Below are 22,825 nucleotides of genomic sequence, written 5' to 3'. Positions count from 1 at the left end.
CGAGACCTGACCAGGTCTCGACCAGCCCGACCACCGGTGGACATCGGCCGGATCCCTACCTGCGGGCGGTCACGGCGTCCAGGGCGTCGGCGATGCCGTCACCGTAGAAGCTGTTCTCCGCCGGCGTGCCCACGCAGGCCGGGCCGGCCGTCGTGGTGGTGCACTCGTGGTCGTCGGCCTGGGCGCGAACGGCGGCCTCCAGCTTGGCCGGCGTCCAGCGCGGGTGCGCCGACTTCAGGAGCGCCAGCACCCCCGCGACGTGCGGGGACGCCATCGAGGTGCCGCTCTTGAGGCCCCACGTGCCGTCGAGCTCGGTCGACAGGATCGAGCTGCCCGGGGCGGAGACGTCGATCTTGCCGAGGCCTCGGTTCGAGAACGAGCTCAGGTTGCCCGCCTGGGTCAGCGACGAGACGGAGACGACGCCGTCGAACTCGGTCGGGATGTCCTCGCAGCCGGAGTTGATGGTCCGCTGGACCGTCGTCGAGTCGTTCGGGCTCGAGCTGTCGGTGGTGTTGTTCGCCAGGTCGGTCGACGCGTTGCCCGCGGCGGCGGCGTGCACCACGCCCCGGTCCGTCGAGTACTCCACCGCGCGCCGCACGGCCTCCTTGGCGGCGGCCTGGTCGGGCTGGTCCGAGCACCAGTACATGAACGGGTCCACGTAGTACGAGTTGTTCGTGACGTCCATGCGCTCCAGGCCGGCCCACACGAAGCCGCAGATGGCGTACTCGGGGTAGATGTAGCCGTCGTCGTTCACGACCTTGACCGAGGCCAGCTTGACCCCCGGCGCCACGCCCACGATGCCGGTGCCGTTCTGGGCAGCGGCGATGGTGCCCGCCACGTGCGTGCCGTGGTCCGACGTCGTGGGCAGCCAGCCGCCCGCCGACCGGTCGGGCCGGCCGCCGTCGGTGCAGTTCACGGACTGGTCGGCGTCGACCTGGGAGGCCAGGTCGGGGTGCGCGGCGTCGATGCCGGAGTCCAGCACGCCCACCGTGACGCGGGACGAGCCGGGGTTGACCTCGATGGCCTGGTCAGCCTTGATCATCTCCATGTCCCACTGCGTCACCTCGCCCGGGTCGGGGTCGTCCGCCGCGGAGCGGGACGGCCCGTCGACGGTGCCGCCCACGGAGTCCTTCTGCCCCTTGCCCACCACCGACCGGCTCTCCTTCGCGCCCGCCGGGGCGTCCGCGCCCGGCGTGCCCTCCGTCGGGGACACCGTGCGGGTGGCGCCCACCGACTCGACGACGCCGAGGCGGTCCGCGCGCACCACGTCCTCGCGGAACGAGCCGTTGGCCGAGTGCACCACGACGACGCCGATCTGCGGCCAGCTCTGCACGACGACGCCGTCGGCCCGCTTGATCGCCTTCGTGGCCAGCGCTGCCTGGGCCACGCCGGCCCGCTCCGTGTTCACGACGTAGGAGAACAGGGCACCGTCCGGCGTCACGATCGGGACCGGCGTCGACTCCGGCTCGTCGGCCGCCGTCGCGGCGGCGCCGCCGAGCGCCGTGAGGGCGAGCGTCGCCGCCGCGGCTACGGCGACTGCTCTACGGGAGTGGAAGTGCATGGTTCACGCTCCTGTGGGTCAAAGGCGGGTCCCCGAGCGGGACCCGTAGGGCAACTTACGCGCCCTGACCAGGATTGCCACCGCTTCTGCACAAAGGAGAGGACTGGTGCCAACCATCACTTTTTCGCCCAAGGAATGTGTGGCACAGTTGCCCCGTTCTTGGCCCCGAAACGAGGAGCCTGACTCTCCATGACGGCTATGACGACGGCACCCGCTGCCGCCACGCCGGACGACCGGGCCGCCGAGGCTCCCGTCCGCCCCCGCAAGTTCCGTCCCGAGGTCCAGGCACTGCGAGCTCTCGCGGTGCTGCTCGTGGTGATCTACCACATCGACCCCGACGTTCTCCCGGGCGGCTACATCGGCGTAGACGTCTTCTTCGTGATCTCCGGCTTCCTCATCACGGGCCACCTGTGGCGCGAGGTCTCGACCACCGGCTCGGTGAGCCTCAAGAAGTTCTGGGCCGCCCGCGCCCGGCGCATCCTGCCGGCCTCCCTGGTCGCCACCGTGGCCACGATCCTGATCGCGCTCGTCGTGCTGCCGCCCAACCTCGTGGCGATCTGGTGGCGGCAGGCGCTCGCCTCCGTGCTCTACGTCGAGAACTGGGCGCTCGCGGCCGACGCCGTCGACTACCAGGCGGCCAGCAACGACCCCACCGCCTTCCAGCACTTCTGGTCGCTGGGCGTGGAGGAGCAGTTCTACCTGGTCTGGCCGCTGCTCGTGCTGCTGGCGGTCGGGATCTGGGGCGGCGTGCGCGGCGGCCGGATGGTGAAGAACCCCGAGACGCTGCGCCGCATCCTGCTCGTCGTCTTCGGCGCGGTGCTCGCCGCCTCCTTCGTCTGGGGCGTGTGGCAGTCGCTCGCCGGCGACCCGGTGGCCTACTACTCGACGCTGACCCGCGTCTGGGAGCTCGCCGCCGGCGGCATCCTGGCGCTGCTCATCAAGGACACGCAGCGCTTCGGCCCGCTGCGCAACACGATGGCCGTGTTCGGCGCCGCGACCATCGTCGCGGCGGCCTGCGTGCTGAACGACGGCACCCCGTTCCCCGGCTTCGCCGCCCTCGCGCCCGTGCTGGGCGCGTGCGCCGTCATCCTGGCGGGCCGCACCTCGGGCCCCGGCTCGCTCCGCACCGTCACCGAGTCGTGGGGCGTGCAGCGCATCGGCGACATCTCGTACTCGCTGTACCTGTGGCACTTCCCGGTGATCGTGTTCTTCGGTGTCTACACCGGACGCAGCCCCAAGTTCACCGACGTCATGGTGATCCTCCTGGCCTCGTTCGCCATGGCGATCGCCAGCTACGTCCTCGTCGAGCAGCCCGTCCGGTCGATCCGCTGGTTCCGGGCCGACGGGCGCCTGCTCGTCGCCTCCCTCGTCGCGATGCTGCTGGTGGCCGCGCTCACCCTGACGATGCCGTGGAAGCTGCAGGGCATCACCGAGCGGTGGGACGCCAACGCCCAGGCGGTCGACGCGGCCGTGACGGTCCCGAAGGGGATCGAGCAGGGCTTCGCGCCGTTCGTCGACGGGCTCACCGGGATCGCGCCGAACCCGATCAAGGCTGCTGACGACCTGGACCCCGAGGTCAGGGAGTGCCAGTCGGGGCAGTCGGCCACCGAGACGACCAGGTGCGAGTTCGGCGTGACCGACAACCCGACGGCGACCGTGGCCGTGGTGGGCGACTCGCACGCCGCCGTGCTCACCGAGCCGATCATCACGGTCGCCGAGGAGCGGGGCTGGCGCGTGGTCACCTACCTGCACTCCGCGTGCCCGTACTCCGCCGACAGCCAGGCCGGCGACGAGTCCTACGTCGACGCCTGCAACGAGGCCAACGCGCAGACCCGCGTCGAGCTGCGCGAGAGCGCGCCCGACCTGGTGGTCACCACCTATCACGAGTCGAACAAGCTCGTGGCGCGCGGCTCGGAGGAGTACGCGGGAGCGGCGGGTCTCGCCGAGGTCTGGAACGAGCTCGCCGACCAGGGCTCGCAGGTCGTCGTGCTGCGGGACACGCCGGGCGCGCGGGGCGACGCCGTCGCGTGCGTCAACAAGAACTACTCGGACCCGTCGGAGTGCGACCTGTCGCGGGACCGTGCCCTGGCCGGCCGGGACGTCGTCCCGGCGGCGCTGGAGGCCGCGCCGCGGGTCAGGGTCGGGGACTTCACCGACTCCTTCTGCGACGAGAAGACCTGCCACGCGGTGATCGGGAACGTGCTCGTCTACCGCGACGCCGACCACGTGAGCGCCACCTACGTGAACCAGCTCACCGACCGGCTGCGCAAGGTGCTGCCCCAGGCGCTGTGACGCTCACTCCGGTCCGGCGCCCCGCCCGCTCTCGAAGAGCCAGGGCGCGCCGGACCGGAGCTGTCGTCCCACGACGGGCGCCAGGGTGCGCACGTAGGTGTTGGTCAGGTGGTCGTCGTCGCGGTAGACGAGCACGTTCCCGACCACCGGATCGCACACCTCGGGCCCGCAGACGGCGTCGCTGAGGTCCAGGTGGACCGCGGTGGCGGGCACACCCGGCGCCGTCGGCACGGGCGAGACGGGGGCGAGCTGCTCGGCCCGGGGCCGCGCGCAGTCCTCCGGGACGTCGGCACGGTCGAGGCACTCGGGCACGAACCACTCGAACCGCGGGTTGTCGCGGATCGTCACCACGCGGATCCCGGCGTCCGCCAGGACGCGCCACGCCCCGACCTGGCCGGGCAGCACCTCCTCGGGGGCGCCGTCCTCGTAGGTGCGGCTCCCCACCACGACGACGACGTCCGGGCGGGCCGCCACGAGCGCGGCCAGCGCTTCCTCGTTCCACGCGACGCACGACGGCGGGGGCACCGGCCCGGCGGCGGTGTCCTCCCCGTCGTCCTCCCCGCCGTCGGGCGTGGCCAGGCGGCAGCCGTGCTTGAGCATCTCCCGCAGCTCCCAGCCGTGCTCGCGGGCGAGCGCGGCGAACGCCTCCTCGTACTGCTGCTCGTGCGAGGCCCCGGCGAGGTAGACGACGGCGGCCGGGTCGGCCTGGTCCACCACCACGCACTCCAGCAGCTCGGACCGGTCGCCGCCCTGCGCGCAGTCCGGGCGGTCGGGGTGGTCGTCGTAGGCGACCCAGGTGGCGGGGCGGAACGGGGGCGGCGGGGTTGCCGGGCCCGAGGCCGTCGGGTCCAGGTCCGGCGGGGCCGGGTCCTGGGCGACGTGGTCCTGGGCGTCCGGGGCCTGGGCTTTCGCTGCCCGCGTGCCCGGCGCCTGTGCGGCGGAACGGTCCGGGACGAGCGCCGCGGCGCCCGGGTGGTCGGGTGACGGCGCGAGCAGGTCCGTGACGTTCTGCCGCACCGTCTCGTCGTGCGCGGTGGCCGCGACCTGCGCCCCGCCGAGCACCAGCACGGCGGTGCCCGCCAGCACCGCGAGCGTGCGCCGGCCCGACGGCAGGGCGGCGACCCGCCCGGCCGGGTCGCTCGCACGGTCCGCCGGGGCCGGGCCGGAGCGCGCGGCCCGGCGTGCGGCCAGCCGGGTCGTGACGTGCGCGAGCAGCGGCTCGGCCACGTAGCGCGTGGTGAGCCAGGCGAGGACCGCCGAGATGGCCAGGACGGCGACGGCGGCGAGCGGGCCGGCCTGCCGGTAGCCCGTGGTCAGCAGCCAGAACACCAGCACGGGCCAGTGCCAGAGGTACAGCGCGTACGAGACGCGGGCGCCCAGGCGCAGCGGGGCCGAGTCCAGCAGGCGCTCGATTCCCCAGGGCCGCGTGGACCCCGCGACGGTCGCCGCGAGGACCAGGACCGCCCCGCTGACGGGGACGAGGGCCCAGGCGCCGGGGAACACGTCGGCGCCGTCGACCAGGAAGCCCGACCCGACGACCAGGGCGAGGCCCGCCCACCCGGCCCAGGTCCGGGCCGGTCCCGCGGCGAAGGAGCCCGGCCGGGAGGAGCCCCGTCGTGGCGCCCCTCCGACCGCCCGCGGCAGGGTCAGCGCGAGCAGCGCGCCCACGCCGATCTCCCAGAACCGCGTGAACGTGCTGAAGTACGCGACCGGCTGGTCGACGTCGACGAGCCACAGCGCGTACGCGAACGACGCCGCCGTGGCCGCGGCCGTCACCGCGGTCACCAGGCCGCGCGGGGTCAGTCGGGCGCCCCCGGCCCGTGCGCGGCGTCGGGCGACCGCGACCAGGCCGAGCACCACCAGCGGCCAGGCGGCGAAGAACTGGCCCTGCACCGAGAGCGACCAGAAGTGCTGCAGCGGGCTGGCGTCGGGCCCGGCCGCGCCGTAGGCCAGCGAGGAGCTCACCAGCTCCCAGTTCTGCCAGGACGTCGCCGACGCGCCGACCTCCCGCAGCCCCGCCGACCAGCGCAGCCGGGGCGCGAGCGTCAGCAGGGCGACCGTGACCGCGGCGAGCACCACGAGCGCCGCGGGCAGCAGCCGCGCGAGGGTACGGGCGTAGTGCGCCGCGAGCCGGAGCGTGCCGCCCTCGGCCCGGCGCAGCAGCGCCCCGGTCGCGAAGTACCCGGACAGCACCAGGAACACGTCCACGCCGCCCGAGACCCGGCCCTGGCCGAAGAGGTGGAACGCGACCACGAGGAGCAGGGCGAGCCCGCGGAGGCCGTCGACCGCGCCGACCCGCACGGTCGGGGTGGCGGGGCCGAGGGGGTGAGGGTGAGACACGTCGGTACCGTAGGGACCCCGCTTTAACCCGAGGTTGACCCAGGGTCACGGCAGCATCTCGGCCCGGGTACCGGCTGTGGTTCAGCAGGCGGCCGCGACCCGGCGGGCCGCCTGGGCCTCCGGGTCCGGGACCGGGGCCGCCGCCAGGAGGCGCCGCGTGTAGTCCTGCTCCGGCTGCCCGAGCACCCGGGCCCGCGGGCCCGACTCCACCAGCCGGCCCTGGTGCAGGACGGCGACGCGGTCCGCCAGCTCGTCCACCACCGCGAGGTCGTGGCTGATGAACAGGCAGGCGAAGCCGAGGGACTGCTGCACCTGGCGGAACAGCTCCAGGACGGTGGCCTGCACGGACACGTCCAGGGCCGACGTCGGCTCGTCGGCGATGAGCAGGTCCGGGCCCAGCGAGATCGCGCGGGCGATCGAGACGCGCTGGAGCTGCCCGCCCGAGAGCTCGTGCGGGTACCGGGACACCCACGACGCCGGGAGCTCGACGCTCTCCAGCAGCTCGGCGGTGCGCCGCTCCAGCTCGGGGCCGCGCAGGCCCGCGTGCACCCGCAGCGGCTCGGCCACGGACTCGCCGATCGAGTAGCGCGGGTTGAGCGACGCCGCGGGGTTCTGGAACACGACCCCGATCCGGGCCCGGGCCGCCCGGACCGCCTTCGGGGTGTCGTGCCCGGGGCGGGTGCCGACCACCTCGACCGACCCGGACGTGACCGGCGCCAGCCCCAGCGCACAGCGCCCCATGGACGACTTGCCGGATCCGGACTCGCCCACCAGTGCCACGATCTCGCCCGGCTGCACGGCCAGCGTCACGCCGTCGACGGCGCGCACCGCGCGGCCCCGCCGGTCGCGGTACTCCACCACCAGGTTCTCGAACGCGAGGGCCGGCCGCTCGGCGCCGTCGGCCCCGCTCGGCCGGTCGGGCGTGCCGATCCGGGGCACTGCCGCCAGCAGCTCGCGCGTGTAGGCCGCCCGCGGCGCCGCGAAGAGCTGCCGCACCGGCGCCGTCTCGACCACCTCGCCGCCGCGCATCACGACCACGCGGTCCGCGAGGTCGGCGACCACGCCCATGTCGTGCGTGATCAGCACGATCGACGTGGACACCCGCTCCCGCAGGCGCCGCAGCACGTCCAGCACCTCGCGCTGCACGGTGACGTCGAGCGCGGTGGTCGGCTCGTCGGCGAGCAGCACCTCGGGGTCGCAGGCCAGCGCCATCGCGATCATCACGCGCTGGGCCTGGCCGCCGGAGAACTGGTGGGGGTAGAACCTCAGGCGCTCGGCCGGGTCGGGCAGCTCGACCAGGCGCAGCAGCTCCACGGCCCGCTCCCGGCGCTGCGCGCGCGTCAGGTCCGGCGCGTGCCGCCTGAGCATCTCGTCGAGCTGGAAGCCCACGGTGAACACCGGGTCCAGCGCGCCCGCGGAGTCCTGGAAGACCATGGCGACGCGCCGCCCGCGCACGTCCTGCAGCGCGCGGCGCTCCAGGCCGATCAGCTCCACGGGCTCCCGCCCCGCCCCGCCGAGGCGGGCGCTGCCGCCCACCGTCGCGTGCCGGCCGAGCAGCCCGAGCAGGGCGAGCGAGGTGACGCTCTTGCCGGAGCCGGACTCGCCGACGACGGCGAGCACCTCGCCCGGGAGCACGTCGAAGGACACACCGCGCACCGCGTGCACGTCGGGGGCGTGCCCGTCGTCGACCCGGAAGGTGACCGTCAGGTCGCGGACCTCCAGGACCGGCCCGGGGCCGGGCACGGAGCCCGGCGCCGGGTCGGGGCCGGAGGTGGTGGCGAGCGCGGAGTCGGGGGCGGCGTCGGTCACGGTTCTCCTGTTCCGTCCGCCGGCTGGGCGTCGCGGTACGCCTCCCAGTCGGCGAGCATCTTGCGGTGGTACCCGGCAAGCCATTCCATGTAGTTGCGCGCGTTGACGAGGCGCTTGTGCGGGCCGTCGGCGTCGCCCGCGATGGCGAGCCCGTCGTCGATCACGTTGCGCAGGTGGCCCAGGTAGTTGCGCTCGCCCGCGAGGAAGCTGCCCCAGATGTCGTCCTCGACGCGGAAGTAGTGCTGGCGGTCGCCGAGGACCGCGTGCCGCTTGACGAACCCGGTCTCGACCAGCCGCCGGGTGCCGGTGGAGACGGCGCCGGCGCTGGCCTTGAGCAGCTTCGCGATCTGCTGCGACGACAGGTACGGCCGGTCCACGATCATGAGCAGGCCGACGATCCGGCCCTCCATGCGCGGGCTGTGCGACGCTCCCCACGTCAGGGCGAACTGCTCCACGAAGTGCTCCGCGGCGGCGTCGAGCACGGGTTCGTCGACGCCGTCGGCGGGCAGGGCGGCGGGCCGGTCCGTGGACGGGTCTGTGGGCTGGTCAGCGGGGGTGTGGCTGCTCATGGGCCCACCCTAGGATCCGGGTTCACGAGCGACCCCTCGGGTCGAGCACGTCGCGCAGCACGTCCCCGAGCGTGATCATCGCCAGCACCGTGACGGTCAGGACCGTCGCGGGCGCCACCAGCATGTGCGGCGACGTCTGGAAGTAGGACTGCGCGCTGGACAGCTGCAGGCCCCAGGAGATCGACGGCGCGTTCAGGCCCAGCCCGAGGAACGTGAGCGTGGACTCGGCCACGATCACGCTGCCCACCATGATCGTCGCCACGGCCAGCACGGGGCCCAGGGCGTTCGGGAGCACGTAGCGCGCGATGATCCGCCGGTCGGGCAGGCCCATGGCGCGCGCGGCCTCCACGTACGGTGCGTCGCGCACCGTGCGCACCGAGCCGCGCACCAGCCGCGCCATCGTGGGCCACGAGAACAGCGCCAGCACCAGGGCCACGGACACGGCGGACCGGGAGCCCACCGACGTCAGGACCACGACGGCGCCGAGCAGGAACGGGAAGCCGAGGAACACGTCGGTCAGGCGGGCGACGACGCGGTCGAGCCAGCCGCCGTAGTACCCGGCCAGCGTGCCGACCACCAGCGCGACGGCCAGGGCCACGGCCGTGCACAGCAGCCCCACGGTCAGGGACGCGCGGGTGCCGAACACGACGTTGGCCCACACGTCGCAGCCCTGCACGTCGGTGCCCAGCACGTGCCCGCCGCCGGGCGGCTGGGCGCTGGAGGCCAGGTCGCAGGCCCGCGGGTCGGGGTGGCCGAACCACCCCGCGAACGCGGAGGGGACGAGCGCGACCAGGCCGAGCACGGCCAGCACGGCCGCGGACACCCAGAACAGCGCGCGACGGCGCAGCGTGCGCCAGACGCCGCGCCGGGCGACGGCCGGTGCGGTGGCGGGGGCGGCAGCGGCGGCGCTCGCGGCGGTGGATCCCGCGGCGGCGGGCGCGGCGGGCAGGGGTTCACTCATGGCGGATCCTCGGGTCGAGGACGGAGGCAAGCAGGTCGACGAGCAGGTTGGTCACCAGGAACACGAGGATGAGCGCCGTGGACACGCCCACGATGGTGGGCCCCTCGTGGGCGCGGATCGCCTGGAACAGGAGCTGCCCGACGCCGGGCAGGTTGAACACGCCCTCGACCACCACGGTGCCGCCGAGCAGGTACCCGAGGTCGATGGCGAGGAACGTGAGCACCGGGATCGAGGAGCTGCGCAGCACGTGCACCCCCACCACCTGGCGCTCGCGCAGACCCTTGGCCCGCAGCGTCCGCACGAAGTCGGTCCGTAGCGTGTCCACCACGGAGCCGCGCATCAGCCGGGCCACGGACGCGAGCCCGAACACGGCGATGACGGCGGCGGGCAGCAGGTACGCCGTCGGCCAGCCCGCGCTCGTGCCCGCGACGGGGAACCAGGCGAGCTCCACGCCCAGCCAGAGCTGGGCGGAGACGGCGAGCACGAACACCGGGATCGACGTCGCCACCACGGTGCCGGCCAGGACCAGGCGGTCGCTGACGGCGCCGGCACGCAGGCCGGCGACCAGGCCGAGCAGCACGCCGAGCAGCACCTCGATGCCCCAGGCGGTCAGCGCCAGGGTGATGGTCACGGGCCAGCGCAGCGCCATCCGGTCGGCCACGGACTGGCCCTGGAACGTGGTGCCCAGGTCGCCCTGGAGCAGCCCGCCGAGGTAGCGCAGGTACTGCTGGAGCACGGGCTCGTCCAGGTGGTACCGCTCGCGCAGCTCGGCCACCACGTTGGGTGCCAGGGGCCGGTCGCCGCCGAGGGCGGCGATCGGGTCCCCGGGCAGCGCGAAGACCATGAGGTAGATGATCAGCGTGACGCCGAGGAAGACCACGAGCAGGTCGACCAGGCGCCGGGTGACGCGCCGGGTCATCGCCGTCCGCCCCCGCCGCCGGAGCCGACGCCCGGGCCGCGCGCCGCGAGCACGTGCGACATCGTGAGCGTGGCGCCGTACTGCACCCCGACGAGCCGCTCGACCGGCAGCGGCTCCAGGCCGGTCACGGCCTGGGCGTCGGCCAGCCAGCCCGCCCAGAGCTCCGAGGCCCGGGCGTGCACGCGGCGCAGCCGTGCAGTGGCCAGCCCGGCCCCGGCCTCCGCCTCCAGGGCGCGGACCAGCATGCCGCCGAACCGCAGCCGGAACATGCGCACCACCTCCTCGTTGCTGAACACCTCGGCGCCCGTCGCGGCCCGCGACGTCAGCCGCCCGGCGCGCACGAGCTCGCTGGTCCCGGCCGAGGTCATCATCGGCACGAAGGACTCGCTGGCCCGCAGGAACGGGCTGCGCAGCGTGAGGTCCCCGCGGGCCTCCTCCAGCAGCGCCGTCAGCGTGCCGCCGAGCTCGACCAGGGCCTCGGCCTTGGTGCGCACCACGTCGGCGTAGTCGGCGTCGGACTCGCTCGTGTCGTCCGCGGACGGGTGCGACCAGTACGGCAGCTCGGCGATCAGGGAGACCGTCCCGTGCCGCCGGGCGTAGGCCGCCGACCCCTCGCCGCCCACCATGGCGGGGGCGTCGAGGCCGAGGGACTCCAGGTAGTCGTACTCGTCCCGCGTCGAGCCGGCCCGGTAGATCGCGGGGGCCAGCCGCTGCAGGGCGGCGGACTCCGGCTCGCCGGTGTCGAGCGGCAGGCCGAGCGCGGCGGGCACGGCGTGCAGCGGCCCGACGGCGTCCGGCAGGTCCTCGCTGAGGTAGTAGTACACGCCGCCGAGCTCGGCGTTGTGCAGGCTGACCATCAGCTCGGGCCGCAGCTCGTCGATCAGGCGCATGAGCGCCTGGGTCTCGGGGATCACGTCGTCGAAGTACGCGTCCTTGTAGGCGAACGGGAACGTCCACTCCACCTGCTCGCCGGGCGCCGGGCGGTAGAAGCCCCGGGCGTAGGCGGCCCGGTCGGCCGGGTCGCCGAACCAGGACTCGTTCAGCCGGGTGCCGTCCGGGTCGATGCACGGCACGAGGTGCCACGTCGCGTCGGTCGCGGCGCGCAGCCCCGGGTCGGCCACCAGCTCGGCGGCCAGGTGCTGCAGCGTGCGGAACCCGATGGGCTCGTTGGGGTGCACGCCCGCGAAGAGCAGGTGCGGCCGCGGCCCGTCGCCCACCGAGAACATCTCGATCGGCTCGCCGAGCCGCGACGTCCCCACGCGCCGGCGGCGCACCAGCGAGGGGTGGTCGTCGGCGAGGGCCGCGAACCAGTCCAGGAGCGCGTCGACCGTCGGGAAGTCGGTCATCGGGGGGACGGCGCGGGCCCGGTCGAGCACGTCGTCGAGCAGGCCCGCGTCGAGCGCCCCGGTGGCGGTGGTGCTCATGCGCCCTCGGCGAGGACGACGGCGCTGAAGGTCGGGTTGCCCACCGCCGACGTCGGCAGCTCGGCCACGCGCTCCGAGGTCACGTAGGAGTACGTCTCGAAGAACAGCGGCGGCGCGGGGAAGTCCTCCAGCAGCCGCTCCTGCACGGCGGCGTACGCCTCGCCGGCCGCCGCGGGGTCGGCCTCGGCGTCGGCCGCGGAGATCAGCTCGGCGACGTCGTCCTCGTAGTACGGGATGCAGTTGGGGCAGCCGCCGTTCTCGACGTAGAACGAGCGCAGCGTGTTCTGCTGGCTGGGGTAGAGGGCGCCCCAGCGGGAGAAGAACGGCCCGTCGATGTCACCGGCGGTGCGCTTCTCGGAGAACTCGGCCCAGTCGGCGCTCGGCGTGGCGACGGCCTCGACGCCCAGGTTCTGCCGCAGCTGGTTGGCGATGGCCTTGTACAGCTCGTCGAGGCCGATGCCGCCCGGGAAGTAGATGTCGATAGTGCCGTCGAACCCGCCGGCCTCGTCCAGCAGGGCCTTCGCGGCGGCCGGGTCGTACTCGCAGAACTCGGCGCAGATGCCCTCGGGCGTGCCCGCCTCGACGGCCGGCGTGAACGCGGTGGCCGGGGTGTACAGGCCGCCGTAGACGACGTCGGAGATGGTCGAGCGGTCGATGGCCATCGAGATGGCCTGCCGCACGCGGACGTCCTGGTACCGCTCGTCCCACAGCGGGAGGCCGAGGTACGAGATGCCGGGCGCGTCGAACGTGTACAGGCGGTCCGCGAAGTCGGCGGCGGCCTGCGGGAGCCGGGCCGCGGGCACGCTCGCCACGTCGATGTTGCCCGCCTGGACGTCCGTGTAGGCGGTGGTGGCGTCGGCGTACGGGACGAACGTGATGGCGTCGACCGTGGGCGCCGTGCCCTGGTAGTCGGCGTACGCCTCGGTCTCGATCGGCTCGTTCTCCACGTAGTCGCCGACCACCTGGAACGGGCCGTTGCCCACGGGGTGCGTGTTGTAGGCGTCCATGTCCTCCAGGGCGGAGGCGGGCATCGGGTACATGGCGGTCTGCGCCTGGCTGACCTGCATCGGGAACTGGCCGTCGGGCCCGTCCAGCGTCACGGTGAACGTCAGGTCGCCGGTGACCTCGAGGCCCTCCATCTCCTTGGTCTCGGGGTCGCCCTCGGCGGGGTTCAGGTCGTCGTACCCGGCGATGCCGGCGAGCTGGCCGGAGTTCTCGAACGCGTCGGGCCCGTAGGCGACCGCGTTCCAGGAGTCCACGTACGACTGCGCGGTCACGGGCGTGCCGTCGTGGAACGTCCAGCCGTCGCGCAGGGTGACGGTCCAGGTGGTGGCGTCGTCCGACTCGATCGACTCGGCGGCCACGTAGGTGAGCTCGCCGCCGGCGTCGACCCAGGTCAGCGGCGACCAGACGGCCATGTTGAGGTCGTAGGCGACGGTCTGCCGGGCGGGAATCGTCTGGATCGGGTCGGTGACGGCCACGCTGATCGAGCCACCGCCGGAGCCGGCGGCGTCGTCGTCGGCGCCGGCCGAGCCGCAGGCGGACAGGGCGAGGGTCAGTGCGAGGGCGGTCGCCGCCGTACCAGCGCGGTAGGGGAGCGGCCGAAGTCTCGGGTTCATGGTTCCTCCACGGGTAGCGCGCTCTCGCGCACCGGGGTCCTGCTCGGGTGGCGAACAGTTGAGCGCACCCCGCCGATCGAGGTCAATGAAGTTTCAGAAGGAAATGAAAGTTTTACGCGGCGGTCACACGGCACGGGTCCCGGAGGGGCCCTCCCTGATGGTTCGATGACCCTGTGATCCACACGAGCGACTACGAGATCCAGGACGAGGCCCGCGTGCGCGACCTGGTCCGCACCCACGGCTGGGCCACCCTCGTCTCGGTGGCCGACGACGGCGCCCCGGTCGCCTCCCACCTGCCGGTCCTGCTGGAGGACACGGCGGCGGGGGAGCCGATGAGCCTGCTCACCCACGTCGGCCGGCCCGACGAGGTGCTGCACTCGCTGGACAGCGGGCGGGAGTCGCTGCTGATCGTGCAGGGCCCGCACGGCTACGTCTCGCCCGGCTGGTACGAGATGACGCCGGCCGTGCCCACCTGGGACTACCTCGCCGTGCACCTGTGGTGCACCGTCGAGCTGCTCGGCCCCGAGGAGTCGTACGGCGTCCTGTCCGACACCGTCGACCGGTACGAGTCCGTGCTGCCCCGGCCCGTGCGGCTGCCGAGCGTCGAGGAGTACGCCCACCGCATCGCCAAGGGCGCCGCCGGGTTCCGCCTCCGCGTCGTCCGCTGGCAGGGCAAGGCCAAGCTGAGCCAGGACAAGCCGCGCGAGGTGGTGGAACGCGTGGTCACGGCGCTGGAGTCGGACCCGCACTACGCGCAGCCGGCGCTCGCGGCCGAGGTCCGCGCCGAGCTGACGCGCCGCCCGGACGGCGCGGCATGACCGCGCTGCTGCTGGCGAACGCCCGCCTGCTGGGCAGGGCGTCGAACGTAGGGTCTGTCGGCGCAACGGGGGGTGTTGCGCCGACGAAACCTACGTTCGGCGGGACCGACCGCGGGGCGGTCGGCGGGACCGGCGACGGGCTCGTCGACGTGCTGGTGCGCGGCGGGGTGGTTGTCTCGGTCGAGGAGGCCGGGCAGGGCGACGGCGACGGCGCGGAGCGGGTCGACCTGGGCGGGCGGATCCTCATGCCCGGGCTCTGGGACGCGCACGTGCACCTCACCCAGTGGGCGCTGGTGCGGCGTCGGCTCGACCTGTCGGGCGCTCGCTCGGCCGCCGAGGCAGTCGCCCTGGTGCGCGACCGGCTCGCCCAGGGGCTCCCCGAGCCCGGGACCGCGCTGGTCGGCTACGGGTTCCGGGACGCGCTGTGGCCCGACGTCCCGACGGCGGACCTGCTCGACGCCGTCGCGGGCGAGGTGCCGGTGGTGCTCGTCTCGGGCGACCTGCACTGCGCCTGGCTGAACACCGCCGGCCTGCGGTTCGCGGGCGTGGCGGAGCACCCCACGGGCGTGCTGCGCGAGGCCGAGTGGCTGCCGCTGGCCGCCGTCGTCGACCGGGCGCCGGACCACCTGGCCGACGCCTGGGTGGCCGACGCCGCCGCGGCCGCCGCGGCGCGCGGCGTGGTCGGTGTCGTCGACCTGGAGATCACCGACAACCTCACGGCCTGGCGCCGCCGGTTCGCCGCGGGCTTCGCCGCGCTGCGCGTGCGCGCCGGCGTGTGGACGCCGTGGCTGGACGACGTGCTGGCCGAGGGGCTCCGCAGCGGCGCCGTCCTGCCGGGCACCGGCGGCCTGCTGGAGCAGGGGCCGTTCAAGGTGGTCACCGACGGCTCGCTCAACACGCGCACCGCCTACTGCCACGACCCGTACCCCGGCCTGACCGGGCCCGAGGCGCACGGGATCCTGTCCGTGCCCCCGGCCGAGCTGGTCCCGCTCATGGCCCGTGCGCACGCCGGCGGGCTGCGGTGCGCGATCCACGCGATCGGCGACCACGCCAACACCCTCGCGCTCGACGCGTTCGCCGCGACGGGCGCGCGCGGCTCGGTGGAGCACGCGCAGCTCCTCGACCCCGCCGACCTCGCACGGTTCGCCCAGCTCGGCGTGGTGGCGTCCGTCCAGCCCGAGCACGCGATGGACGACCGCGACGTCGCCGACCGGCACTGGGCCGGCCGCACGGAGCACGCCTTCGCGTTCGGCGCCCTGGACGACGCCGGCGCGGTGCTCGCCCTGGGCTCGGACGCCCCGGTCGCGCCGCTCGACCCCTGGTTCGCGATCGCGGCGGCGGTCAGCCGGTCGCGCGACGGGCGCGCACCCTGGCACCCGGAGCAGCGGATCGGCCTGCGCACGGCCCTGGCGGCGTCGACGGACGGGCGGGGCCTGGTCCCGACGGCGGGCGCGCCGGCCGACCTGGTGGTCCTGGACGCGGACCCGCTGGAGCTCGGGGCTGGGGTTGGCGGGGCTGGTGGGGGCGGCGGTGCGGACGGTGCTGACGGCGCAGCCGAGGCCCTGCGCACGATGCCGGTAGCGGGCACCCTCCTGTCGGGCAACTGGACCCACCGCACGTTCTGACGCGCGCCCGCTCGGCGGCGGATCGCCACGCAGCCTGATCGTCGAACGTAGGCTCCGCCGGCGCATGAGCGCTCATGCGCCGACGAACCCTACGTTCGACGGCGCCGAGCGTCAGGCGGCGGCCGACGAGCTCGGTCTGAGCTGATGCCCCACATCATTGACGGACTTTCATTTACGTATACGATAATTGGATGAGCGACAGGAAGATCCGCGGGCAGGCGGTGAGCGAGGAGCAGATCCAGGCCTGGGCCGACGAGGCCGAGGCTGGCTACGACGTGTCCAAGCTGCGTCGACGCGGTCGCCCGCCGGCCGGTGACGGGCCGGGCGAGGTGGTGCCGGCCCGGCTGGACGCCGCGACGCTCGCCGCGCTCGACCGGCAGGCCAAGGCCGAGGGGCTGGCGAACAGGTCCGAGGCGATCCGCGCGGCGGTGCGTGCCTGGGCGCACGTCGCGTGAAGCTGCATGAATCAGCCCGTAAGCACTTTCGTCGAGACCGGCTGACCGAGGCCGGCGTCCTGCGCGCCACCGAGCAGCCCGCGTACCGCGCACCCCTGGACGACTAGGACGACCCGCGCCGCTGGCTCTTGCTCGGCTTCGACGATGCCGGGCGACTGCTTGAGATCGTGACCTTGACTTCGACTCCGGCGAGACGCTGATCATCCACGCCATGAAGGCTCGGCCGCAGTACCGCGACCTGCTGTACTGACCGGAGCTCGCCCCGCGCCCGGTTGGTCGAACGTAGGCTCAGTCGGCGCATGAGCGCTCATGCGCCGACGAACCCTACGTTCGACCGTCTCGGCCCGGAGGGTCAGGCGCGCAGGGCGCCCAGCAGGAGGTAGCCCGCGCACGCGATGCCGAGGACCAGGGCCGCCGCCGTGGCCAGGGCGATGGGCGCGGCCCCGTGGTCGAGGGAGCCCGTGTCGTGCAGCGCGCGGTTGGCCCGGCGGTAGCCGAGCGCGGCGGCGACGTACGCGGCGACGGCGAGCCCGGCGCCGATGACGCCCGCGAAGACCGCGATCACGCCCGCTGTCTCCACGGTGAACCGCATGCCCACCAGGCTGGCCACGCCGAACGCGAGGCAGGTGCGGCGCCAGGCGAGCAGCGTGCGCTCGGTCTGCAGGCCCGGGTCGTAGACGCCGTGCCCCTCGGTCATACGAACAGCCCGATCGTGACCAGCGCGACGGCCACCACGATGCCGACCACGATCAGCCCGCCCACCGCCAGTCCGGGGAGCGGCCGGCCCAGGCGCAGCGCCGTCTCGGTGGCGGCCCAGCCCAGCCAGGCCTGCACGGCGGCCAGCGTGCCGAGCACCAGGAAGACGCCGGCCGCGGCCAGCCGCCAGCCCGTCGCGGCCGGCAGCGACAGCGCCTCCAGCGCGAACGCGCCCGCGTACATCCCGAGCGCCGTGCGCAGCCACGCCAGGAACGTGCGCTCGTTGGCGAGGCTGAACCGGGGGTCGGGCTCCTCGCCGTCCCGGTAGACGCGCTGCGGGAATCTCCGGGCGGTCATGCGGCGGCGCCGTGTCCGGCGTCGGACGCCGCGACTGCCCCGCCGTCGGCCCCGGCCAGCGCGACCGTGCGGAACCCGGCGTTGCCCATCGAGGAGTCGGGCGTGTTCGACGAGCGCGCGGAGTTGCGGTAGCGGTTGCAGTACGAGATGTGGCACAGGTAGCTGCCGCCGCGCAGGATCCGCATGGCGCCGGCCTCGGGACCCGCCGGGCTCGCCGCGGGGGAGCGCCCGTACCAGCCGGGGTCGAACCAGTCCTGGCACCACTCCCAGACGTTGCCGACCGGCTGCCACAGGCCGTAGCCGTTGGGCTCGAACGTCCGCACCGGCGCGGTGGTGAGCCAGCCGTCGTCCAGGGTGTTCTCGCGCGGGAAGGCACCCTGCCAGATGTTGGCGCGCCAGCCGCCGTCGTCGACCTCGGCGTCGCCCCAGGGGTACTTGGCGCCGTCGACGCCGCCGCGCGCCGCGTACTCCCACTCGGCCTCCGTGGGCAGCCGCCGGCCGGCCCACGCGCAGTAGGCGACGGCGTCGTTCCAGCTCACGTGGGTCACGGGGTGGTCGTCGAGGCCGTCGACGTCGGAGCGCGGGCCGCCCGGGTGCGCCCAGTCGGCACCCTGCACGCCGAACCACCACGGGGTGCCGTCGGCCTGGCCCATGATGTCGCCGCGGTCCGCCGCGACGGCGAGGTGGAAGACGGCGGAGAAGCCGAACGTCTCCGCCTCGGTGCGGTAGCCGGTGGCGTCGACGAACCGCGCGAAGTCGGCGTTCGTGACCGTGGTCGCGTCGATCTCGAAGGCGTCGAGGGCCACCTCGTGCAGCGGGACCTCGCCGTCGGCGGGGTTCCGGTCGCCCGACGAGTCGCCCATCGTGAACCGGCCCGCGGGCACGCTCGCCTGCTCGACGTCGTGCCGGCCCGGGGCGGGCGCCGCGGCGGCGTCCGCCGGGCGGGAGCCGAGCTGGACGAACGCGCCCCGCCCCGGGGTCCCGCACCCGCACCCGCAACCCTCGTGCCCTGCGCCGGTCGCCTGGCCCCCGGTTGCCTCGTCCCCGGTCGCCTCGTCCCTGGTCTGCTCGTCGCTCGTCACGGTCCCACGGTATCGGCGCCGGGCAGGACGGCGTCCTGCGCACCGCCCGGCTGCCGCCGCACGGCCGCGGCGACCTCGGGGTCCGAGCTCGGCCGCGTGACGCCGTAGCGCCGCAGGTAGCCGATGCGCGACTCCCGCACGTGCGCGGCCATCAGGGCGGCGGCCCGCTCGCCGTCGCCGGCGTCGATGGCGCCCACGATCACCCGGTGGTCCGGCCAGAGCCGCTTGCCGCGCGACTGCATGTCGGCGGCGTACAGCCACTCGATCTTCCAGGAGAGCTGCCGCAGGAGCTGCGTCAGGGTGGCGCTGCCGCTGAGCTCGGCGATCGCGATGTGGATCTGGTCGTTGATCCCGACCAGCGGGTCCAGGTCGCCCTCGGCCACGTGCGCGTCCCCGGCGTCGAGCAGCGCGGCGATCTGGCGGCGGATGCGCCACCAGTCCTCGGGGCTCTCGTCGCCCGAGTAGAGCGCCGCCGCCCGCCGGGCCGCGCTCCGCGCGGTCGCCACCTCCAGGGCCTCCCGCACCGCGAACAGGTCGTCGGCGTCGTGCACCGGGATGGGCGCCACGCGCGAGCCCACGTGCGGGCGGGAGTCGATGAACCCCTCGCTCGCCAGGCCGCGCAGGGCCTCCCGGACCGGCACCCGCGAGACGTCGTACCGCTGGGCCAGCGAGGCCTCGGTCACGCGGGCGCCGGGAGTCAGGACCCCGGCGATGATGTCGCGCCGGATCGCGTCCTGCACGGAGGGCCGCACCACGGCAGGGAGCACGGGCTCATCGGGCGAAAGCGGCACCGGGGATGGCTCCTAGCAGGTCTCGGGTGTAGGCGGCCCGCGGGGAGTGGAACACGTCGTCGACGGACCCCTGCTCCTCGACGCGGCCTTGCCGCAGCACCACCACATTATCCGCTATGCCGCGCACCACCGCGAGGTCGTGGCTGATGAACAGGTACGACACCCCGAGGCGTTCCTGCAGGTCAGCCAGGAGATCCAGGATCTGCTCCTGGACCAGGACGTCGAGCGCCGAGACCGCCTCGTCGAGCACGAGCAGCTCCGGCCCGGGGGCCAGCGCCCGCGCGATCGCCACGCGCTGGCGCTGCCCGCCGGACAGCGCGCCCGGGTGCCGGTGGGCGACGTCCCGGGGGAGCGCCACCTGGTCCAGCAGCTCGGCCACGCGCGCCCGGCGCGACTCCCGGTCCCCGATGCCGAAGATCCGCAGCGGCTCGTCGACCACCCGTTCCACGGTGTGGGTCGGGTCGAGCGACGCGTACGGGTCCTGGAACACCGGCTGCACCCGGCGGCGCAGCGCGCGCCGCTCGGCGCGGGCCGCTCCCGAGATGCTGCGGCCGTCCACCAGCGCCTCGCCCGACGTCGGGGCCTCCAGCCCGAGCAGGATCCGCGAGACCGTCGTCTTGCCCGAGCCGGACTCGCCCACCAGGGCGGTGGTGCCGCCGCGCGGCACGGAGAAGGACACCTCGTCGACGGCGCGCAGCACCCCGCCGCGCCCGCGCACCCGGTACTCCTTGACGAGGTCGCGGACGGTGACGACGTCGGCGGACGACGGCGCGTCCGCGCCCGTCCCCTCTGCCGCGCCCGGCCGCTCCGAAGGGGCCTCCGCCTCACCCTGGGCGACGACGACGGCCGGCGCCGCCGCGACCAGCCGCCGCGTGTACTCGTGCTGCGGCGCGCGCAGCACCTGCTCGGGCGTGCCCTGCTCCACGACCTCGCCGTCGAGCATGACGATCACGCGGTCGGCGCGGTCCGCGGCCAGGCCCAGGTCGTGCGTCACCAGGATCATCGCGGTGCCGCGGGACTCGGCCAGCGCCACCAGGTGGTCCAGGATGCGCCGCTGCACGGTCACGTCCAGGGCCGACGTCGGCTCGTCGGCGAGCAGCAGCTCCGGCTCACGGGCGAGCGCGATCGCGATGAGCACGCGCTGGCGCATCCCGCCGGAGAACTCGTGCGGGAACTGCTTGGCCCGCCGCTCCGGCTCGGGCACGCCGGCCTCCTCCAGCAGCTCGTGCACGCGCTGTCGCACCGCCGGGCCGCGCAGGCCGTGGGCCCGCAGCGCGTCGGCTACCTGGTCGCCCAGGCGCATGGCCGGGTTGAGGTTGGTGCCCGGGTCCTGCGGCACCAGCCCGATGCGGCCGCCCCGGACGGCGCGCATCCGCGCCTCGCCCGCGGCGGTCAGGTCCTCGCCGTCGAGCTCGACGGTGCCGCCCGTGATGCGGCCCGCGCCGGGCAGGAGCCGCAGGAGCGCGGCCACGACGGTCGACTTGCCCGAGCCGGACTGGCCCACGATCGCCACGCGCTCCCCACGCGCCACGTCCAGGTCGACGCCGCGCACGACGGGGGTGTCGCCGTAGGCGACCTCCAGGCCGCGCACGCGCAGCAGCGGGGCGGGGCGGTCAGCGTCCTGCGGCATATCCCTGCGCTCCTCTCGGGTTGGCGGCCGCGCCCAGCAGGCCTGTGGCCGGGTCGCGGGTCACGGCGGACAGACGCCCCAGCGCCCAGTCGCCGGCCCGGGTCACCACGTGGCCGCGGCCCTCCAGCGCGGTGATGACGTCCTCGCCCAGCCGGTCCTCCACGACGGCGCCGCCCGGTGTCCAGGTGCGCGGCCAGAACGAGCCGGGGAACGACGTCGTGTGCAGGGCCGGCGCGTCGATCGCCTGCTGCGGCGTGTACCCGCCCACGAGCACGCGCAGCAGGAACAGGAGCTGCCACTGGTCCTGCTGGTCGCCGCCGGGCGAGCCCAGCGCGATCACGGGCTCGCCGTCGCGCAGCACGAGGGTGGGCGTGAGCGTGGTCCGCGGCCGCCGTCCGGGGGTCAGGGCCGACGGCGACGCCTCGTCCAGCCACGTCATCTGCAGGCGCGTGCCGAGGCAGAAGCCCAGGCCCGGCACCGTCGGGGAGGACTGCAGCCAGCCGCCCGACGGCGTGGCCGAGACCATGTTGCCCCAGCGGTCCACGACGTCGATGTGGCACGTGTCACCGCGGGTGGCACCGGTGTGCTCGGGGGAGTCGGGCTCCGCGCCGCGGGTCGAGCTTGTCGAGACCTCGACCGTCGGCTCGCCCACGCCCGCCGCCGCGCTGCCCCCGGGCGCGCCCGGCAGCGACCCGGCCGGCGCGCTCGTGGCGTACTCGGTGCGCAGCACCGGCACCGGCGGCGTCGCGCGGCCCGGCACCTCGCCCGGACGCACCTCGTGGCTCGCGGTGTCCGCGATCAGCGCCCGGCGCAGCGCCGCGTACTCCTCGCTGAGCAGGTACGTCAGCGGCACGTCGTCGGCGGCCGGGTCGCCGTACCAGACGTCGCGGTCGGCGAGCGCGAGCTTCTGCGCCTCCAGGACCGTGTGGGCGCCCAGCTCGGTGGACGGGTCCAGCGCGGCGTCGTCCAGACCCTCCAGGATCTTCAGGGTGGCCAGCAGCGCCGGGCCCTGGCCCCACGCGCCGGTCTTGGCGATCGTGTACCCGCGGAAGGTCACCGTGGCCGCGTCCTCGTACGACGCCGCGAAGGCCGCGACGTCGGCGGCCGTCATGACGCCTGCGTGGTCGGCGCCGTCGGCGTGCCGGTGCGGCGTGGCGACGAACGCCTCCACGGCCGCGCCCACCTGCTCGCGCCAGGCGGCGCGGGCGAGGTCGATCGCCTCCGTCCGCGTCGCCGCCCCCGAACCGGCCGCGACCACGGCGTCCAGCAGGTCGGCGTACTCCGGGTTGGTGACGACCGTGCCGGGGGCGGGCACCTCGCCGTCGGGCAGCCAGTGGGCGGCGGAGGTGGGCCAGTGGTCGCGGAACAGGTCGGCCACGTTCGTCAGGGTGCCCGCCACGCGCTCCAGCAGCGGGTGCCCGTCGCGGGCGTACCCGATGGCGTAGGCCAGCACGTCCGCGAGGTCCCAGGTGCCGTGGTCGCGCAGGAGCAGCAGCCACGCGTCCACGCTGCCCGGCACCGCCGCCGCCAGCGCGCCCGAGCCGGGCACCAGGTCCAGGCCCTCGGACCGGTAGTGCTCGATCGTCGCGCCCGCGGGCGCGGGCCCCTGGCCCACCAGCACGCGCGGGTGCGCCGGCTCGTCCGCCGTCACGAAGACGCCGGTCATGTCGCCGCCCGGCCCGTTCAGGTGCGGCTCCACGACGTGCAGCACGAACGCGCCGGCGACCGCGGCGTCGAACGCGTTGCCGCCCCGCTCGAGCACGGCCTGGGCGCTCGCGGTGGCGATCCAGTGGGTGGAGCCCACCATCCCGAACGTGCCCTTCAGGTCGGGGCGGGTCAGCGGGGTGGTCGGCCGGACGAACGGCGTCGAGGTCATG

The 22,825-nt window shown here is 74.7% G+C and carries 18 protein-coding genes; 4 read left to right on the top strand and 14 right to left on the bottom strand.

Features of this window, described 5'->3' with window-relative positions:
* Positions 1-55: 55 nt before the first annotated feature.
* Positions 56-1,561 carry a S8 family peptidase gene (locus H291_RS0124630; RefSeq protein WP_020017698.1) on the bottom strand — a complete coding sequence of 502 codons (1,506 nt, stop codon included), beginning with the start codon at positions 1,559-1,561 and terminating at the stop codon, positions 56-58.
* Positions 1,562-1,750: 189 nt separating this feature from the next.
* Between H291_RS0124630 and H291_RS31565 the strand changes: the two genes are divergently transcribed.
* The gene (locus H291_RS31565; RefSeq protein ID WP_084468416.1) at positions 1,751-3,853 is read left to right on the top strand and encodes an acyltransferase family protein; all 2,103 of its coding nucleotides are present in this window, start codon (positions 1,751-1,753) and stop codon (positions 3,851-3,853) included.
* 3 nt (positions 3,854-3,856) lie between these two features.
* On the opposite strand, the gene H291_RS32975 is transcribed toward H291_RS31565, so the two are convergent.
* The 7 genes from H291_RS32975 to H291_RS0124590 all read right to left on the bottom strand — a co-directional run bounded on the left by H291_RS32975 (position 3,857) and on the right by H291_RS0124590 (position 13,494).
* Positions 3,857-6,193, bottom strand: a complete 2,337-nt coding sequence (locus H291_RS32975) for an acyltransferase family protein (protein ID WP_084468414.1) — start codon at positions 6,191-6,193, stop codon at positions 3,857-3,859.
* Positions 6,194-6,274: 81 nt separating this feature from the next.
* Positions 6,275-8,002, bottom strand: coding sequence for a dipeptide ABC transporter ATP-binding protein (locus tag H291_RS0124615; RefSeq protein ID WP_020017695.1), 1,728 nt, complete (start codon positions 8,000-8,002; stop codon positions 6,275-6,277).
* Entirely contained in the window at positions 7,999-8,571 is a 573-nt protein-coding gene (locus tag H291_RS0124610; RefSeq protein WP_020017694.1) for a GbsR/MarR family transcriptional regulator, read from the bottom strand. The genes H291_RS0124615 and H291_RS0124610 overlap by 4 nt, the downstream gene beginning before the upstream one ends.
* Before the next feature lie 22 nt (positions 8,572-8,593).
* Entirely contained in the window at positions 8,594-9,532 is a 939-nt protein-coding gene (locus tag H291_RS0124605; protein ID WP_020017693.1) for an ABC transporter permease, read from the bottom strand.
* Complete coding sequence (locus tag H291_RS0124600; protein ID WP_020017692.1) at positions 9,525-10,451, bottom strand: ABC transporter permease; 927 nt, start codon at positions 10,449-10,451, stop codon at positions 9,525-9,527. The genes H291_RS0124605 and H291_RS0124600 overlap by 8 nt, the downstream gene beginning before the upstream one ends.
* A complete protein-coding gene (locus H291_RS0124595; protein WP_020017691.1) occupies positions 10,448-11,875 on the bottom strand; it encodes a M14 family zinc carboxypeptidase in 1,428 nt (475 codons plus the stop codon). Before H291_RS0124595 ends, H291_RS0124600 begins: the two co-directional genes overlap by 4 nt.
* Complete coding sequence (locus H291_RS0124590) at positions 11,872-13,494, bottom strand: peptide ABC transporter substrate-binding protein (protein ID WP_020017690.1); 1,623 nt, start codon at positions 13,492-13,494, stop codon at positions 11,872-11,874. Before H291_RS0124590 ends, H291_RS0124595 begins: the two co-directional genes overlap by 4 nt.
* A gap of 173 nt (positions 13,495-13,667) precedes the next feature.
* On the opposite strand from H291_RS0124590, the gene H291_RS0124585 reads away from it, so the two are divergent.
* The 3 genes from H291_RS0124585 to H291_RS0124575 all read left to right on the top strand — a co-directional run bounded on the left by H291_RS0124585 (position 13,668) and on the right by H291_RS0124575 (position 16,392).
* Positions 13,668-14,312: an FMN-binding negative transcriptional regulator gene (locus H291_RS0124585; RefSeq protein ID WP_020017689.1), complete on the top strand. Its 645-nt coding sequence runs from the start codon at positions 13,668-13,670 to the stop codon at positions 14,310-14,312.
* A complete protein-coding gene (locus tag H291_RS0124580; protein WP_020017688.1) occupies positions 14,309-15,937 on the top strand; it encodes an amidohydrolase in 1,629 nt (542 codons plus the stop codon). The genes H291_RS0124585 and H291_RS0124580 overlap by 4 nt, the downstream gene beginning before the upstream one ends.
* A gap of 191 nt (positions 15,938-16,128) precedes the next feature.
* The gene (locus tag H291_RS0124575; RefSeq protein WP_020017687.1) at positions 16,129-16,392 is read left to right on the top strand and encodes a ribbon-helix-helix domain-containing protein; all 264 of its coding nucleotides are present in this window, start codon (positions 16,129-16,131) and stop codon (positions 16,390-16,392) included.
* A gap of 352 nt (positions 16,393-16,744) precedes the next feature.
* Here H291_RS0124575 and H291_RS0124570 read toward each other — a convergent pair whose 3' ends face one another.
* Genes H291_RS0124570 through H291_RS0124545 form a run of 6 tightly spaced genes read right to left on the bottom strand, consistent with a single transcriptional unit; the run spans position 16,745 to position 22,824 of the window.
* The gene (locus H291_RS0124570) at positions 16,745-17,089 is read right to left on the bottom strand and encodes a DUF202 domain-containing protein (RefSeq protein WP_020017686.1); all 345 of its coding nucleotides are present in this window, start codon (positions 17,087-17,089) and stop codon (positions 16,745-16,747) included.
* Positions 17,086-17,445, bottom strand: coding sequence for a YidH family protein (locus H291_RS0124565; RefSeq protein WP_020017685.1), 360 nt, complete (start codon positions 17,443-17,445; stop codon positions 17,086-17,088). Before H291_RS0124565 ends, H291_RS0124570 begins: the two co-directional genes overlap by 4 nt.
* Positions 17,442-18,527 carry a formylglycine-generating enzyme family protein gene (locus tag H291_RS0124560; RefSeq protein WP_020017684.1) on the bottom strand — a complete coding sequence of 362 codons (1,086 nt, stop codon included), beginning with the start codon at positions 18,525-18,527 and terminating at the stop codon, positions 17,442-17,444. Before H291_RS0124560 ends, H291_RS0124565 begins: the two co-directional genes overlap by 4 nt.
* Complete coding sequence (locus H291_RS0124555) at positions 18,524-19,318, bottom strand: GntR family transcriptional regulator (protein WP_232216168.1); 795 nt, start codon at positions 19,316-19,318, stop codon at positions 18,524-18,526. The genes H291_RS0124560 and H291_RS0124555 overlap by 4 nt, the downstream gene beginning before the upstream one ends.
* Complete coding sequence (locus H291_RS0124550) at positions 19,299-20,948, bottom strand: dipeptide ABC transporter ATP-binding protein (protein ID WP_020017682.1); 1,650 nt, start codon at positions 20,946-20,948, stop codon at positions 19,299-19,301. Before H291_RS0124550 ends, H291_RS0124555 begins: the two co-directional genes overlap by 20 nt.
* Positions 20,932-22,824, bottom strand: coding sequence for a gamma-glutamyltransferase family protein (locus H291_RS0124545; protein ID WP_020017681.1), 1,893 nt, complete (start codon positions 22,822-22,824; stop codon positions 20,932-20,934). Before H291_RS0124545 ends, H291_RS0124550 begins: the two co-directional genes overlap by 17 nt.
* Position 22,825: the final 1 nt, after the last annotated feature.

The organism is Promicromonospora sukumoe 327MFSha3.1, assembly GCF_000385135.1.
In the GTDB taxonomy this organism is placed as follows: domain Bacteria; phylum Actinomycetota; class Actinomycetes; order Actinomycetales; family Cellulomonadaceae; genus Promicromonospora; species Promicromonospora sukumoe_B.
The sequence above is the reverse complement of the archived record's forward strand: the minus strand, read 5'-3'. Positions and strand labels throughout refer to the sequence as shown.